This window comes from Saccharopolyspora sp. NPDC045941 (genome assembly GCF_056431445.1).
Genome location: NZ_JBWKKU010000013.1, coordinates 51,178 through 65,726, shown reverse-complemented (window position 1 = coordinate 65,726; position 14,549 = coordinate 51,178). Strand labels below are relative to the sequence as shown.

General features: G+C 71.1%; 13 protein-coding genes. 9 read left to right on the top strand and 4 right to left on the bottom strand.

Annotated features, from left to right (window positions below):
- Positions 1-437 precede the first annotated feature (437 nt).
- From AC07FN_RS12875 to AC07FN_RS12845, 7 genes are all read left to right on the top strand, one after another.
- On the top strand, positions 438-1,298 hold the full coding sequence (locus AC07FN_RS12875) for an ABC transporter permease (RefSeq protein ID WP_478395768.1): 861 nt from the start codon (positions 438-440) through the stop codon (positions 1,296-1,298).
- On the top strand, positions 1,271-2,008 hold the full coding sequence (locus AC07FN_RS12870) for an ABC transporter ATP-binding protein (RefSeq protein ID WP_478389686.1): 738 nt from the start codon (positions 1,271-1,273) through the stop codon (positions 2,006-2,008). Before AC07FN_RS12875 ends, AC07FN_RS12870 begins: the two co-directional genes overlap by 28 nt.
- Positions 2,005-3,105: an LLM class flavin-dependent oxidoreductase gene (locus AC07FN_RS12865; RefSeq protein WP_478395767.1), complete on the top strand. Its 1,101-nt coding sequence runs from the start codon at positions 2,005-2,007 to the stop codon at positions 3,103-3,105. The genes AC07FN_RS12870 and AC07FN_RS12865 overlap by 4 nt, the downstream gene beginning before the upstream one ends.
- 69 nt (positions 3,106-3,174) lie before the next feature.
- A complete protein-coding gene (locus AC07FN_RS12860) occupies positions 3,175-3,987 on the top strand; it encodes a class II aldolase/adducin family protein (RefSeq protein WP_478395766.1) in 813 nt (270 codons plus the stop codon).
- A 16-nt stretch (positions 3,988-4,003) separates the two neighbouring features.
- Entirely contained in the window at positions 4,004-4,969 is a 966-nt protein-coding gene (locus AC07FN_RS12855; RefSeq protein ID WP_478395765.1) for an ABC transporter substrate-binding protein, read from the top strand.
- 217 nt (positions 4,970-5,186) lie between these two features.
- Positions 5,187-6,218, top strand: a complete 1,032-nt coding sequence (locus AC07FN_RS12850) for an Rrf2 family transcriptional regulator (protein ID WP_478395764.1) — start codon at positions 5,187-5,189, stop codon at positions 6,216-6,218.
- Positions 6,219-6,234: 16 nt separating this feature from the next.
- Positions 6,235-6,717: a cupin domain-containing protein gene (locus tag AC07FN_RS12845; protein WP_478395763.1), complete on the top strand. Its 483-nt coding sequence runs from the start codon at positions 6,235-6,237 to the stop codon at positions 6,715-6,717.
- Positions 6,718-6,893: 176 nt separating this feature from the next.
- Here the strand turns inward: AC07FN_RS12845 and AC07FN_RS12840 are convergent, their stop codons facing one another.
- Positions 6,894-7,238, bottom strand: coding sequence for a phospholipase D-like domain-containing protein (locus AC07FN_RS12840; protein ID WP_478395762.1), 345 nt, complete (start codon positions 7,236-7,238; stop codon positions 6,894-6,896).
- 169 nt (positions 7,239-7,407) lie between these two features.
- Between AC07FN_RS12840 and AC07FN_RS12835 the strand changes: the two genes are divergently transcribed.
- Together AC07FN_RS12835 and AC07FN_RS12830 are read left to right on the top strand one after the other, a co-directional pair.
- A complete protein-coding gene (locus AC07FN_RS12835; RefSeq protein WP_478395761.1) occupies positions 7,408-10,653 on the top strand; it encodes an acetyl-CoA carboxylase family protein in 3,246 nt (1,081 codons plus the stop codon).
- Between the two features lie 197 nt (positions 10,654-10,850).
- Positions 10,851-11,642 (top strand): mechanosensitive ion channel family protein, encoded by a 792-nt coding sequence (locus AC07FN_RS12830; RefSeq protein WP_478395760.1) that lies wholly within the window; start codon positions 10,851-10,853, stop codon positions 11,640-11,642.
- A gap of 174 nt (positions 11,643-11,816) precedes the next feature.
- On the opposite strand, the gene AC07FN_RS12825 is transcribed toward AC07FN_RS12830, so the two are convergent.
- Genes AC07FN_RS12825 through AC07FN_RS12815 form a run of 3 tightly spaced genes read right to left on the bottom strand, consistent with a single transcriptional unit; the run spans position 11,817 to position 14,542 of the window.
- A complete protein-coding gene (locus AC07FN_RS12825; protein ID WP_270951766.1) occupies positions 11,817-12,032 on the bottom strand; it encodes a biotin/lipoyl-binding carrier protein in 216 nt (71 codons plus the stop codon).
- A 15-nt stretch (positions 12,033-12,047) separates the two neighbouring features.
- Positions 12,048-13,370 (bottom strand): ATP-binding protein, encoded by a 1,323-nt coding sequence (locus tag AC07FN_RS12820; RefSeq protein ID WP_478395759.1) that lies wholly within the window; start codon positions 13,368-13,370, stop codon positions 12,048-12,050.
- Positions 13,367-14,542 carry a CaiB/BaiF CoA transferase family protein gene (locus AC07FN_RS12815; RefSeq protein WP_478395758.1) on the bottom strand — a complete coding sequence of 392 codons (1,176 nt, stop codon included), beginning with the start codon at positions 14,540-14,542 and terminating at the stop codon, positions 13,367-13,369. The genes AC07FN_RS12820 and AC07FN_RS12815 overlap by 4 nt, the downstream gene beginning before the upstream one ends.
- Between the last annotated feature and the right edge of the window lie 7 nt (positions 14,543-14,549).

The window sequence follows — 14,549 nt, the reverse complement described above, 5'->3', positions numbered from 1 at the left end:
CGCCGGGCGAACTGCCCGAGGCGCCCGCGGGTCGCGCGAAGGACCTCCTCCGGTGCGGATCCGATCACAATCCCAATCCGTGGAGTTGGGTTTACACGATCCGGGCGTCCGGTTACGGTCTTGGGCATGATCCGGACAGCGGCCCTGACGACACGAGGTTACGTGGACTTCGTGCGCGTGTCCTCCGCACTCTGTTGCCGGTAACGGTTTTCTCCGCTTCTTCTTTTTCGCGCGCGTCGTAGCGCGACCGCCTACAGCTCCGCCGGAGCTCCCCCGCACAGCGTCTCCGCTGGTCAACACCCGTGCGTGGTTTTCGTTGCCATAGCAGCGAAAAGTGCGCACGGCACCTGAGCAGCGGAACCGGGGCTCCGGTGATCCTCCAGCGCGGCCCATCCGTCGTGGCCGTGCTGCGCCCTCATGCCCTCCGGAGAGTGCAGATGACTGTATCCACCGAACGCGCGCCCACCGGCGCGCCGATCGATCGAGATCCGATCCCCGTCACCACCGTGCAAACCCGCACCGCGCGGCGCGAGAACCGCGTTCCCCGTTGGGTTTTCAAGCTGATCAGCCCCATCGCGCTGGTGGTGATCTGGCAGGTCCTCAGCAGCACCGGGGTGCTCAGCGACGACACCCTCGCCTCGCCCGCCACGGTCGCCGGGACCGCCGTGGAGATGTGGGACGAAGGGCGGTTGCAGGAGGCGATCGCCGCCTCGCTGCAACGCGTCGGCGCCGGCCTGGTGATCGGCGTCGTCGTCGCGATCGTGCTGGCGACGCTGTCCGGCCTGTTCCGCCGCGGCGAGGACCTCATCGACGCGCCGATGCAGATGCTGCGCACGGTGCCGGTGATCGGCCTCATCCCGCTGCTGATCATCTGGTTCGGCATCGGCGAGCAGCCCAAGATCGTGCTGATCGCGCTGGCCGTGACCTTCCCGCTGTACATGAACATCTACGGCGGCATCCGCAACGTCGACGCGGGCCTGGTGGAGGCGGCCAAGACGCTCGGGCTCGGCTGGTTCGCCCAGGTGCGGCACATCATCCTGCCCGCCGCGATGCCCAACGCCCTGGTGGGGCTGCGGTACTCGCTGGGTTCGGCGTGGCTGGCGCTGGTCTTCGGCGAGACGATCAACGCCACCGCGGGCATCGGCTACGAGATGAACATGGCCCGCGAGTTCTTCCAGACCGACGTGATCGTGGTCTGCCTGGTGCTGTACGCACTGCTCGGCCTCGTCGCCGATTTCATCGTCCGACTGCTGGAAAGGACCTTGCTGGCATGGCGACCGGCGTTCAGCGGAGCGTAGTGAAACCCGCCTCGGTGCGCGGCCTGAGCCGCCGCTTCGGCGACCGCACCGTGCTCGACGACCTCGACCTGGACATCGAGCCCGGCCAGTTCGTGGCGTTGCTCGGCCCGAGCGGCTGCGGCAAGAGCACGCTGCTGCGGATCCTGGCCGACCTCGACCGCGAGGTGACCGGCGAGGTCGAGGTGGCCGTGCGGCGCGCGGTGGCGTTCCAGGCGCCGCGGCTGATGCCGTGGAAACGCGTGTGGCGCAACGTGATCCTCGGCCTGCCCGGCCGCCCGGACAAGAAGCGGGCGGTGGCCGCGCTGGAGGAGGTCGGCCTCGGCCACCGGGTGGACGTCTGGCCGAAGGTGCTCTCCGGCGGCGAGGCGCAGCGGGCGTCGCTGGCGCGTGCGCTGGTGCGCGAACCGGACCTGCTGTTGCTGGACGAGCCGTTCTCGGCGCTGGACGCGCTGACCCGCATCAAGGCGCAGCAGCTGGTCGGCGAGCTGTGGCAGCGCCACGGCTGCGCGATCTTGCTCGTCACGCACGACGTGGAGGAGGCGCTGCTGCTGGCCGACCGGGTGCTGGTGATGCGCGACGGCCGCATCGGCTACGACCAGGTGCTGGACCTGGACCGCCCGCGCGATGTCACCGACCCGGCCTTCCTGGCGCTGCGCGCGGAGTTGCTGTCCTGGCTGGGTGTCGGGACCGGAGAGGGGAGTTCGTCATGACCGTCGAGTTCATCGGGATGATCGGGGCGCAGCACGTCTCGGAGATCCACGCCGCGGACGGACCGGCGGTCAACCCGGCGTTCCTGCGGAAGTTCGCGCAGGCGCACGAGGCGGCCGGGTTCGACCGGGTGCTGATCGGCTACGGGTCGAGCAGCCCGGAGAACACCCAGCTCGCCGCCTACGCCGCCGCGCACACCGAGCGGCTGGGCTTCCTGATCGCGCACCGCCCGGGCTTCGTGGCCCCGACGCTGGCGGCCCGCACCTTCGCCACCGCCGACCACCTCACCGGCGGCCGGATCGCGGTGCACATCATCACCGGCGGCAACGACGCGGACCAGCGCCGCGACGGCGACTACCTGGGCAAGGACGAGCGCTACGCGCGCACCGACGAGTACCTGGACGTCCTCCGCCGGGTGTGGGCCGCCGAGGAACCGGTGAGCCACGAGGGTGCGCACTACCGCTTCCAGGACTACAACGCCGCCGTCCGCCCGGTGCGGCAGTCCGGGATCCCGCTGTACTTCGGCGGTTCCTCGGAGGCCGCCCTGCGGGTCGGCGGCAAGCACGCCGACGTCTTCGCGATGTGGGGCGAACCGCTGGCGCAGACCGCGGAGCAGATCGCCGCGGTCCGGAAGGCCGCCGCAGAAGCGGGGCGGTCGGAACCGCCGCGGATCAGCGTGTCGTTCCGGCCGATCCTGGGCGCGACTGAGGAGAAGGCGTGGGAGCGGGCGCACCGCATCCTCGACCGGATCAACGCATCGCGCGGTGGTTTGGCGTCCTTCACCGGGCCCAAGACGCTGAACCCGGGCCAGCAGGTCGCCAACGTCGGCTCGAAGCGACTCCTCGCCGCCGCAGCGGCGGGGGAGCTGCACGACCGTGCACTGTGGACGCCCACGGCGGCGGCCACCAACGCGGCGGGTAACTCCACCGCACTGGTGGGTACCCCGGAGACGGTGGCGGCGGCGCTGCTGGACTACGTCGACATCGGCGTGACGACGCTGCTCATCCGCGGCTACGACCCGTTCGACGACGCGGTGGACTACGGCCGCGAGCTGATCCCGCTGGTCCGCCAGGAAGTCGCCCGCCGCGCCGCCGCCTAACCCGCGCCGAAGGGCGATTTCGCGCGAAATCGCCATCGGTCGGCACCGAGACATCAGGAGGAGAACACCATGACCACCGTCGCAGCCGGGCGATCCGAGTTCGCCCGATCGCTTTCCCCACGGCAGAACAGCTTCCCCGCCCGCCCGGTCTTCGACGACGTCGAGGACGAACGCCGGTTCCGCAAGCAGCGGCTGGCCGCGGCGCTGCGGATCTTCGGCAAGCTCGGCTACAACGAGGGCGCCGCCGGGCACATCACGGTCCGCGATCCCGAACTGCCGGACCACTTCTGGGTCAACCCGCTGGGCCGGGCCTTCAGCCGGATCAAGGCGTCCGAGCTGCTGCTGGTCAACCACGACGGCGAGATCGTGCACGGGGACCTCCCGGTCAACCAGGCCGCGTTCGCCATCCACTCGCAGATCCACCAGGCCCGCCCGGACGTCGACGCGGCCGCGCACAGCCACTCCATCTGGGGCAAGGCGCTCGCCGCGCTGGGCACCGAACTGCTGCCCATCTCGCAGGACAGCGCCCAGTTCTACGAGGACAACGTGATCGTGCCGGACTTCTCCGGGGTCGTGCTCGACCTGGAGGAGGGCCGCCGGATCGCCGCGACGCTCGGGCAGCGCAGGCTGGCGATCCTGGCCAACCACGGGCTGCTCACCGTCGGCCGCAGCCTGGAGGAGGCGGTGTCGCTGTACGTGGCCGCCGAGCGGAACTCGAAGGTGCAGGTCGTCGCCCAGGCGGCCGGGCAGCTGCAGCTGATCCCGCACGAGATCGCGCGGCACACCAGGCAGCAGTACCAGCAGCACCGCGACCCGGGCTGGGTGACCTTCGCCCCGCTCTTCGAAGAGATCGTGCACGAGCAGCCGGATCTGCTCGGCTGAGACTGGAGACAACGGAGTGCGTACGACCAGAATCCTGGTGTCGATGCTGGCCGCGGTGCTGCTCGCCGTGGCCGGCTGCGCCGGGGGCAGCTCGCCCAAGTCGCTGTCCGACGTGACCCTGGTGCTCGGTGACCAGGCCGGCGGGCTGCGAGCCAGGGTGGAAGCGTCCGGGGCGTTCGAGGACGCCCCGTACAAGATCCGCTGGGCCAACTTCCAAGGCGCGGCACCGCTCTTCGAGGCCATGCGCTCCGGCGACGTGGACACCGCGACCGCCGCGGACGCGCCCACCGTGCAGGCCATCGCCGGCGGCGTGCCGGCGCGACCGGCCGTGGCGACCGCGGCGTCCCCGTCATCGACGGCGATCATCGTGCCGCCCGGCTCGCCGATCCGCACCGTGGCCGACCTGCGCGGCAAGCACCTCGTGGTGTCCACCGCGCCGGGCAGCGTCTCGCACTACACCGCGCTCGGAGCGCTGGAGGAGGCAGGGCTGACGCAGCAGGACGTGCAGATCACCTTCAGCCTGCCGACCGACGCGCAAGCGGGCTTCAGCGCCGGGCACATCGACGCCTGGGCGACCTTCGACCCGTACCTGTCGATAGCGGAGCACGCCGGGGCCCGGGTGATCCGCGACGGCCAGGGCATCAACGGCCGCAACGGCATCCTGTCGGTGTCCACGGCGTCGGCTGCCGATCCGCTCAAGCGCGAGGCGCTGGCCGACGCGATGCGGCGGTTCGAGGCGGCGTGGCGGTGGAGCGACGAGAATCCCGAGGAGTACCAGCGCGTCTACGAGAAGCTGACGTCGCTGGACCCGCCGGTGGCACACCAGATCCTGACCCGGACCAAGCAGGAGGTGCGGCCGTTGACCGATGATGTGGTCGCCGACCTGCAGGCCGTTGCGGATCGCTACCTCCAGGCGGGCGTGCTGCGCGAGAAGGTGGACGTGGCGAAGGTCTGCGAGAGGGATCTGTACCCCGGCAAGTGAATCCTTGTTCTGTTGAGAAGCGGCGGCAGCCGCTTGCGGTGTGGAACTCGACTTGCACCGCTGCGGGTTCTCAGGCGTCTTCTCGGGAGGACAGCCCGGCGTGGTGTATTTGGTCATACATGAGTCGGGGATCCCGGACCGAGAAGGCGTCTGAGGTTCCGCTACCTGCACCGCCACGCAAGCCGCTTTCGAAACAGTTCAGTGAGAGGAGCCTGAGATGACCCGGAACTGGGAGCCGGACGGGCCTTGCCGCGGCACCGTGGTGGTGCTGCCGGGCAGGGGCGAGAACCCCGCCGTCTACCAGCGCTTCGGCCGGCGGCTGTCCGCGGACGGCTACGCCGTGGTGGTGCCGGACCCGGATACCGATCCCGAGACGTGGTTCCGGCCCGGGGCGGCGCGATTCCTGGCCGGCACCGATGCCGGGGCGCTGCGCGCCTGGGCGCTCGCGCTGGAGGTCGAGGTGGACGGCCTGATCCTGGCGGGCACCCCGCTCGCGCAGGGGCAGCAGCCCGCCGGCCGGGACGAGGAGATCGGGGTGCGCACGTCGTGCCCGGTGCACCGCGAACTGCTGGAGAACGATCCGGAGTTCCAGTGGGGCCGGTTGACCGACGACGTCCCCGAGCCGCCGAAGCGGCTGCCGGACGTGCCGACCCTGCTGCTGCACGGCGATGCGGACACGCTCGCGCCGGTCGCCCCGGTGACCTCGCTGGCGGGCAAGCACCCGCAGAGCTCGGTGGCGGTGTTCAAGGACGGCGTGCACGACATCCTCAACGACAAGTTCCACCGGAGCGTGGCCGCACGCATCGTGCTGTTCTGCGAGGAGGTCGCCAAGGGCGCGGTGCTGCTGCCCGAGACGCCGGCCGCGCCGCGGGCCCGCCGGTCGGCCCCGGTGCACATCTCGGCGCGCACCGACTACTCGGTGCGGGCGCTGCGCGACCTGGCGGGCAGCGGCCCCGAGCCGGTCAAGTGCGAGGTCATCGCCCGGCGGCAGGGCATCCCGCTGAACTCGCTGGTCAACCTCATGATCGAGCTGCGGAGGGCCGGGCTGGTCACCAGCCAGCGCGGCTGTGACGGGGGTTACTCGCTGGCGCGACCGGCCGGCGAAATCACGATCGGCGAGGTTGTGCGCGCGGTGGAGGGTGGGGTTACCTCGGTGCACAACGATTCACCCGGCGCCGAGGTGTGGCGCGAACTCGGCCGGCAGGTCGGCGAGTTCCTCGACGGGGTGCCGCTGGTCGGCGATCGGTGAACAAGGAAGGATCCTGATGACCCAGCACGACGCGTTCCACCCCGATCTCTCGACCCGGGTGTCCGAGGAGCAGCGCCGCTCGCTGCGCACCCGGCTGCACCACGTCCGGGCCGCCGATCTGGACAACAAGACGGCGCAGACGGAGGGCATGCGGCGGCTCGCGGCGATCAGCGGCGACCTGGTCGGCTCGGAGCGGATCTGGATGGGCGAGACGCACGTCGGCCCGTCGACGGCCTCGGACAACCACCACCACGGCGAGTCGGAGACGGCGATCTACGTGGTCAGCGGCCACCCGGAGTTCGTCTTCCACGACGGCACCGAGGAGGTGCGGATCAAGACGGAGCCGGGCGACTACATCTTCGTGCCGCCGTTCGTCCCGCACCGCGAGGAGAACCCGGACCCGAACGACCCGGCGGAGGTGGTGATCGCCCGCAGCACGCAGGAGGCGATCGTGGTCAACCTCCCGGAGCTCTACCGCCTGGAGCCGGGGGAGAGCTGATCGCGTCTCCGACCACCTCGTCGACCGCCCCGCGCGCCGACCCTCATGCAGGGCGGTGCGCAGGGACATCCCCGCCGGCTGATCCGGTTCCGTGTTGAGGCACGCCACGGGGGACGTGCCCTCCTACCGCGGAGGGCACGTCCCGCAGCCGGGTCGATCGCGCGACCGAGGCGGCCTCACTCGGCCTGTTCGGCGACGCTGAACATCCGGTCGAAGGCGGCCGAGTACGCCGCGACCATGGCGGGTTGGTGCAACGTGAGGGTGGCCTCGTCGTTGCGGCGCAGCGACGTGTGCGTCCAGTTCTGGCTGCCGGTGGTCACCCAGCCGGCGGCAGCACCGCTGCGACCGTGGTCGACCACGAGGTACTTGGAGTGGACGGTGCCGGGCAAGGTACCGCTCTTCAGCTTGCGGACCTCGATGGCGGGCGTGGCGTCGATCAGCGCCTGCCCCTCGGGTTCGAGGCTGCCGTGGACCAACCGGACCTGACAACCGGCGTTGCACAGGCGGACCAGCTGTTCCAAGGATCAGCGCCGCGATGGCCGGGCTCCTCGCCGGCGACCGGCGCAGCGCCTGACCCGTCCCGGTGTTGACACCCGCCTGGTTCTTCACCAGGCTGGGCGCCAGTAACCGACCGGTCGGTATGCGTCGGGTGCGGTCCGGCAAGCGCAGTGCGGCGCGGAGGAGGCGTGGATGGGCATCGGGGAGCCGTTCGGGACGTTGCTGGTCGCGAACCGGGGCGAGATCGCGTTGCGGGTCTTCCGGGCCGCGGCGGTGCTGGGTATCGGCACGGTCGGCGTGCACGCGGCGGGTGACGCCGACTCGCTGCACGTGGCCCGCTGCGACGAGGCCGTTCCGCTGCCCGAGAACGGAGCAGCTGCCTACCTCGACGTCGCCGCGATCATCGAAGCGGCCCGCAAGACCGGCGCCCAGGCCATCCACCCCGGATACGGGTTCCTCTCGGAGAACCCCGCCCTGGCCGGGGCCTGCGCCGACGCGGGCATCGCGTTCGTCGGCCCGGACCCGAGCGCGCTGGAGCTCTTCGGCGACAAGGCGAAAGCCCGCGCGCTCGCCGCCGAACTGGAGATCCCGACGCTGCCCGGCACGGCGGTGGCGACGCTCGCCGACATGGAACGCTTCCTGGACACCCTCGAACCGGACCTCTCGCACGGGCGCAGCGCGGCGGTGATCAAGGCCGTCGCCGGTGGCGGCGGCCGGGGCATGCGCGTGGTGCGCGGCCGGGACGAGCTCGCCGGGGCGTACCGGGCCTGCGAGGCGGAGGCGATCGCCGCGTTCGGCTCCGGAGAGCTCTACATCGAACGGCTGCTGACCGACGCCCGGCACATCGAGGTCCAGGTGATCGGCGACGGCCAGGAGGTCGCGCACCTCTGGGACCGCGACTGCAGCGTGCAGCGGCGGCACCAGAAGCTGATCGAGGTCGCGCCCGCCCAAGGGCTCGACCGGCAGCTGCGGCAGAACGTGCTGCAGGCCGCGACCCGGCTGGTCGGCGCCGCCGGCTACCGGGGCGTGGCGACCGTGGAATTCCTGGTCGGCGGCCAGGAATTCTTCTTCATGGAGGTCAATCCGCGGCTGCAGGTGGAGCACACCGTCACCGAGGAGGTGCTCGGCCTGGACCTGGTGCGCAGCCAGCTGGAGATCGCGGCCGGCGCGAGCCTCGCCGACCTCGGTCTCGACCAGGATCGAGTGCCGTGCCCGCGCGGCAGCGCGATCCAGATCCGGATCAACGCCGAGACGATGACCGCCGACGGGCAGGTCCTGCCGCAGTCGGGTGTCCTCGATCGGTTCGGGATGCCGGCGGGGCGCGGCATTCGCGTCGACACGGCCGGCTATCCGGGATACCGCACCAACCCGGGTTTCGACTCCATGCTGGCCAAGATCGTGGTGCACGACGCGGCGGGGTTCACGGCGGCCCGCAGGCTGGCGGTCCAGGCGCTCGACGAGCTGCAGATCACCGGTGTCGCCACGAACCTCCCGCTGCAGCAGGCGATCCTGCGCTCCGACGAGTTCGCCGCCGGGCGCTGCCCGACGTCCTATGTGGACAGAAATCGCGCCGAGCTGCTGGAGGCCGCGCCGAACGCCGTGCCGGACGCGCCCCTCGGCGCCACCGTCGCGCCGATGAGCGGCTCGGTCGTCGCGGTGGAGGTGGCGCTCGGCGACGTGGTCGCGCGCGGGCAGGTCGTGATGGTGCTGGAAGCTATGAAGATGCAGCACGTCATCCGCGCGGAAAGCGGCGGCGCGGTGACGCAGGTCCGCTTCCGGGAAGGCGACGTGGTCGACGCCGGGGAACCGGTGGTGATCGTCTCCGGCAACGACGAGCCCGGCGTCGCCGACCTCGCGGACGAGCGCATCGACCCCGACCACATCCGGCCCGACCTGGCCCGCGTGCTGGAGCGGAAGAGCCTGTGGGCCGACGAGAGCCGCCCCGAAGCGGTGCGCAAACGCCACTCGCGAGGCATGCGCACCGCGCGCGAGAACGTGGCCGACCTGGTCGACGAGGGAACCTTCACCGAGTACGGCGGCTTCGCCATCGCGGCGCAGCGCAAGCGCCGCGAGCTCGACGACCTGCTCCGCAACACGCCCGCCGACGGCATGATCACCGGCGTGGGCCAGGTCAACGGCGCGCAGTTCGGGCCGGAGCGCAGCACCTGCGCGGTGCTCGCCTACGACTACACCGTGCTGGCGGGCACGCAGGGCTATTTCAACCACCGCAAGACCGACCGGATCCTGGAGATCGCGCGGCAGCGGCAGTACCCGGTGGTGCTGTTCGCCGAGGGCGGCGGCGGCCGGCCGGGCGACGTCGACATCCCCAAGGGCGGCGGCCTGATCACCCCGTCGTTCCTGGCGCTGGGCGAGCTCAGCGGCCGTGTTCCGACGGTCGGCATCGCGGCGGGCCGCTGCTACGCGGGCAACGCCGCGCTGCTGGGCACCTGCGACGTGGTGATCGCGACCCGCGACGCCAACATCGGCATGGGCGGCCCGGCGATGATCGAGGGCGGCGGGCTCGGCGTCTTCGCTCCTGAGGAGATCGGCCCGATCGATGTGCAGACGGCCAACGGCGTGGTCGACGTGGCGGTCGAGGACGAGGCCGAAGCGGTCGCGGTGGCCAAGCGCTACCTGTCCTACTTCCAGGGCGATGTCACGGGCTACTCCGAGCCGGACCAGCGCGGACTGCGCCACGTGGTGCCGGAGAACCGCAAGCGCGCCTACGACGTGCACGCCGCGATCGACATCCTCTGCGACGAGGGCTCGGTGCTGGAGCTGCGGCCGGAGTTCGGTCGCTGCACGATCACCGCGCTGGTGCGCATCGCGGGCCGGCCGATGGGGCTGATCGCGAACAACCCGATGGTGCTCGGCGGCGCGATCGACGCCGATGGCGCCGACAAGCTGGCGCGGATGCTGCAACTGTGCGAGGTGTTCGGGCTGCCGGTGGTTTCGCTCTGCGACACACCGGGATTCATGGTCGGCCCGGAGTCGGAGAAGACCGCGACGGTGCGGCACTTCGGCCGGATGTTCGTGCACGGTGCGCGCCTGACGGTGCCGATGGCGACGGTGGTGCTGCGCAAGAGCTACGGTCTCGGCGCGATGGCCATGGCAGGCGGCACGATGACCAAACCGGCGCTGACGGTGGCGTGGCCGAGCGGCGAGGTCGGCGGCATGGGCCTGGAAGGCGCGGTGCGCCTGGGCTTCCGCCGCGAGCTGGAGGCAATCGCCGACCCGGAGCAGCGCCAGCGGCGCTACGAAGAGCTGGTGGCCCAGATGTACGAGACGGGCAGCGCGATCAACACGGCGATGCACCTGGAGATCGACGACGTCATCGACCCGGCCGACACCCGGGACCTCCTGCTGCGAGCCCTCCCACCGGTAGCGCGAAAGGGCTGGACCAACCCGAATGCCCGACCGATCGTCGATACCTGGTGAACATCGGGTCGTGAGCGGCGATGCCGGTAGGCAGCCGAGGTCTACCCAGACCTAAAGGATCTTTCGCCGAGACATCGTGTCAAACGACGGATCGCGCTCTCGATCTCGATCGCCGCCTCCTGCCCAGCTCAAGCGGCCCCGTTTGGGCGATCCGCAATCGGGGGAGCCTAGGACGGAATCGAGGGAAGGGGGTAGACATGTCTCTCGCCCAAGCACCGGGAGGAATCATCCCGACTCTGCTCAGCGGTCTGCAGGCCTTCGTTCAGTTCATCCCGGTTCTGATCGGTGCGCTGGTGATCCTGCTGATCGGCTACATCGTCGGGAAGGTGTTGCAGAAGGTCGTTGCGAAGCTGCTGCAAAAGTCCGGGGTGGACCGGAGGATGCAGGACACGCAGGTCGGCGGCTGGCTTGAGCGGGGCGGCAGCGGGCTGACCGTCTCCCGGCTGACCGGCCGGGTGGTGTTCTGGCTGATCTTCATCTTCTCGCTGGTCACCGCGATCGGGGCGCTCGGGATCGCATCCGTGACGACGTTCATGAACCAGGTCCTCGCCTACCTGCCGAACGTGCTCGCCGCTATCGCCATCGTCGTGGTCGCCGGTCTCGTCGCCGGGGCGGTCGGCGGACTCGCGCGCCGCACCATGGGGCAGACCCCCACCGGCAAGGTGGTCGCCGCGGCGGGTCCGGCCCTGGTCATGGGCATCGCGGTGTTCATGGTGCTCACGCAACTCGGCATCGCGCCGGAGATCGTGATGATCACCTACACGGCCATGATCGGTGCCCTCTCCCTCGGGCTCGCGCTGGCCTTCGGCCTCGGCGGCCGGGAGATCGCCGCGGAGATGCTCCGCACCGGCTACCGAAAGGCGCAGCGGGACCAGCAGGTCGAAGCCGCACGGGAACCCACGGCTGCGCCGTCGGGCGACACCGGCTGGAGCACCACACCCGCCGGCAACCAAGCCGGCACAGCCAAACCGGCGGCGACTGACCATTGATCGCTCGAATACCGAACCGGTGCGACCGCGAGGGGCGGCGCGGAACCCCACGGCTGACCTGCCGGTCGTTCTCTGGGCCACGAAGGCGACATCTGGACCGAGACGCGCAACCTGCCGGAACTCTTCCAGATGCCTGCGGGGCGTCGGCCCGAGGACGCCCCGCACACCCGGGGTTCACTCCGCCGAGATGACGGCGATGAGGTCGCCTTCGTTGACCGCGTCGCCTTCGGCGACCGCCAGGCGGGTCACCACGCCGTCGGTTTCGCTGAGCACCGGGATCTCCATCTTCATCGACTCCAGGACGGCCAGCTCCTGGTCCGCCTTGACCGCCGTTCCCTCGGTCACCAGCACCTTCCAGACGTTGGCGACCATTTCGGCCTTGATCTCCATGTTGTTCCCTCCAGGTCAGCGGGCGGCGATGATCCGGTCGACCACGCCGGTGTCGTAGTTCCCGGAGACGAACTCCGGGGATTCCAGCACTTCGGCCAGGAACGGCAGGTTGCACTTCGGGCCCCGCACGACGAACTCCTCGACCGCCCGCCGCGCCCGGGCCAGGGCGTCCGCGCGGTCGGCGCCGTGCACCACGATCTTCGCCAGTAGCGGGTCGAAGTGCGGGCTCACCTCGGTGTTCGCCGCGTAGCCCGACTCGACCCGCACCCCGGCCGGCTCGGTCCACCCGGTGATCCGCCCGGGCCGGGGCAGGAAGCGGACCGGGTCCTCCGCGTAGACCCGCAGCTCAACGGCATGCCCGCGCGGCGCGGGGAAGTCCGCCGGGACGTCCGCTCCTGCGGCGATCCGCAGCTGCAGCTCCACCAGGTCCACGTCGTGCACCTCCTCGGTGATCGGGTGCTCGACCTGCAGCCTGGTGTTCACCTCCAGGAAGAAGAACTCTCCCGTGCCGGGATCGAGCAGGAACTCCACGGTGCCCGCGTTGCGGTACCCGACGCTCTCGGCCGCCCGGACCGCGGCCGCGCACAGCCGGGAGCGCAGCGCGGTATCCACGGCCGGGGAAGGGCATTCCTCCACGACCTTCTGGTGCCGTCGCTGCACGGAGCAGTCCCGCTCGCCGAACGCGCGGACCGTGCCGTCGGGCATGCCGACGACCTGCACCTCCACGTGCCGGGCGCGCGGCACGTACCGCTCCAGCAGGATCCGGGCGTCACCGAACGCGCTCCCGCCCCGCGACAGCGCGGTCCGCACCGCGCGTTCCAGGGACCCGGCATCGCGAGCGACGCCCATCCCGATGCCGCCACCACCCGAAACGGCCTTGACCATCAACGGAAAACCCAGCTCCGAAGCGGCGGCGTCGGCTTCGGCCGCCGACGCGATCCCGGAGCTGCCCGGCAGCACCGGAACCCCGGCCGACGCCATGTGCGCCCGCGCCGCCGCCTTGTCGGCGAGCAGCTCCATCGCCTCCGGCGACGGACCGACCCAGACCAGGCCCGCCGCCGCGCAGCGGCGGGCGAAATCCGGATTCTCCGACAGGAATCCGTATCCGGGATGCACCGCCGTCGCCCCGGTCTTCCGCGCCACCGCGAGGATCGCCTCCGCCGAGAGGAAGTCGCGCGGCGAGTCCAGCGGGACCGCCTCGTCGGCTTCGGCGACGTAGGGCAGCCCGGTGTCCACTTCGGAATGGATCGCGATGGTCCGCACCCCGAGCCTGCGGGCGGTCCGGATGATCCGCCGCGCGATCTCGCCCCGGTTGGCCACCAGCAGGCCGTCGATCACGAGGCCCTCCCGGTGACGTTGTCCCGGTGCAGCGCGCTGATCCGCTCCGCCGAGTACCCGAGTTGCGCCAGCACCTCGTCGGTGTGCTCGCCCAGCCCCGGCGGGCGTTCGGGGGAGCGTGCCGGGGTGTCGGCCAGCCGCAGCGCCGGGCCGGGCACTGTCGCGTGCACGCCGTCGCGCAACGGCACCTCCACCGCGATGCCCCGGGCCTGGACCTGCGGATCCGACACCAGATCGGCCACCGACCGCACCGGCCCGCACACCACCCCGTCGGCCTGCAGCGCCGCCACGACCTCGGCCTTCGTGCGGCCCCGGGTCCACTCGACGACCTGCGCGTCGATTCGCTCGCGCTCCCGCACCCGCCAGCCGCTCTCGGCCGCCTCCTGCTCCGCCCACTCCGGGTGGCCGAGCAGGGTGCTGAAGGACTCCCACATCTTCGGCGTGATCGGCGCGATGTACACCCAGCCGTCGCCTGCCGGGTACAGCCCGGAGTAGTTCGTCGGCAGCGCCGAACCCCACCGCGTCGGCTCGCCGATGCCCGCCGCCGCGACCGAGAGGTGGTGCGCCAGCAGCGGGACCATCGAATCCAGCATGCCCACGTCGATCAGCTGGCCCCGGCCGGTGCGCTCCCGCGCCAGCAGGCCGAGCATGGCCGCCATCGCCGCCTGCATGCCGGTGACGTTGTCGGCGACGAACGGCCCCGCGATGGTCGGCGCGCCGTCGGGCTCGCCGGTCATGTCGGCCAGCCCGCTCATCGCCTGGATGATGCCGTCGTAGGCCACCCACGACGAATACGGCCCGGTGCGGCCGAATCCGGTGATGTGCACCATCACGGTCCGCGGGTTGATCCGGTGCACCTCGTCGAAGCCGAAACCGAGCCGGTCCGGCACGCCGTTGGCGTAGTTGGTCACCAGCACGTCGGCCTGGCCGATCAGCTCGTGCAGGACTTCCTTGCCCTGCTCGCTGCGCAGATCGAGGGCGATGGCGCGCTTGGTGCGGTTGTTCGCGGCGAAGTAGAGGCTGTCGCCGTCGTGGACCGGCTGTGCGCGACGCCCCATCTCGCCGTCCGGCGGCTCGACCTTGATCACCTCGGCCCCGTGGTCGGCGAGGATCTGGCAGCACTGCGGTCCGGCGATGTAGTGCGCGATCTCCAGCACGCGCACCCCGCTCATGGCGCTG

Excerpts from the sequence above, each read along its gene's own strand:
- AC07FN_RS12860 (WP_478395766.1), top strand. The coding sequence starts at position 3,175 with ATGACCACCGTCGCAGCCGGGCGATCCGAGTTCGCCCGATCGCTTTCC.
- AC07FN_RS12875 (WP_478395768.1), top strand. The coding sequence starts at position 438 with ATGACTGTATCCACCGAACGCGCGCCCACCGGCGCGCCGATCGATCGA.
- AC07FN_RS12835 (WP_478395761.1), top strand. The coding sequence starts at position 7,408 with ATGGGCATCGGGGAGCCGTTCGGGACGTTGCTGGTCGCGAACCGGGGC.
- AC07FN_RS12845 (WP_478395763.1), top strand. The coding sequence starts at position 6,235 with ATGACCCAGCACGACGCGTTCCACCCCGATCTCTCGACCCGGGTGTCC.
- AC07FN_RS12825 (WP_270951766.1), bottom strand. The coding sequence starts at position 12,032 with ATGGAGATCAAGGCCGAAATGGTCGCCAACGTCTGGAAGGTGCTGGTG.
- AC07FN_RS12850 (WP_478395764.1), top strand. The coding sequence starts at position 5,187 with ATGACCCGGAACTGGGAGCCGGACGGGCCTTGCCGCGGCACCGTGGTG.
- AC07FN_RS12815 (WP_478395758.1), bottom strand. The coding sequence starts at position 14,542 with ATGAGCGGGGTGCGCGTGCTGGAGATCGCGCACTACATCGCCGGACCG.
- AC07FN_RS12830 (WP_478395760.1), top strand. The coding sequence starts at position 10,851 with ATGTCTCTCGCCCAAGCACCGGGAGGAATCATCCCGACTCTGCTCAGC.
- AC07FN_RS12870 (WP_478389686.1), top strand. The coding sequence starts at position 1,271 with ATGGCGACCGGCGTTCAGCGGAGCGTAGTGAAACCCGCCTCGGTGCGC.
- AC07FN_RS12865 (WP_478395767.1), top strand. The coding sequence starts at position 2,005 with ATGACCGTCGAGTTCATCGGGATGATCGGGGCGCAGCACGTCTCGGAG.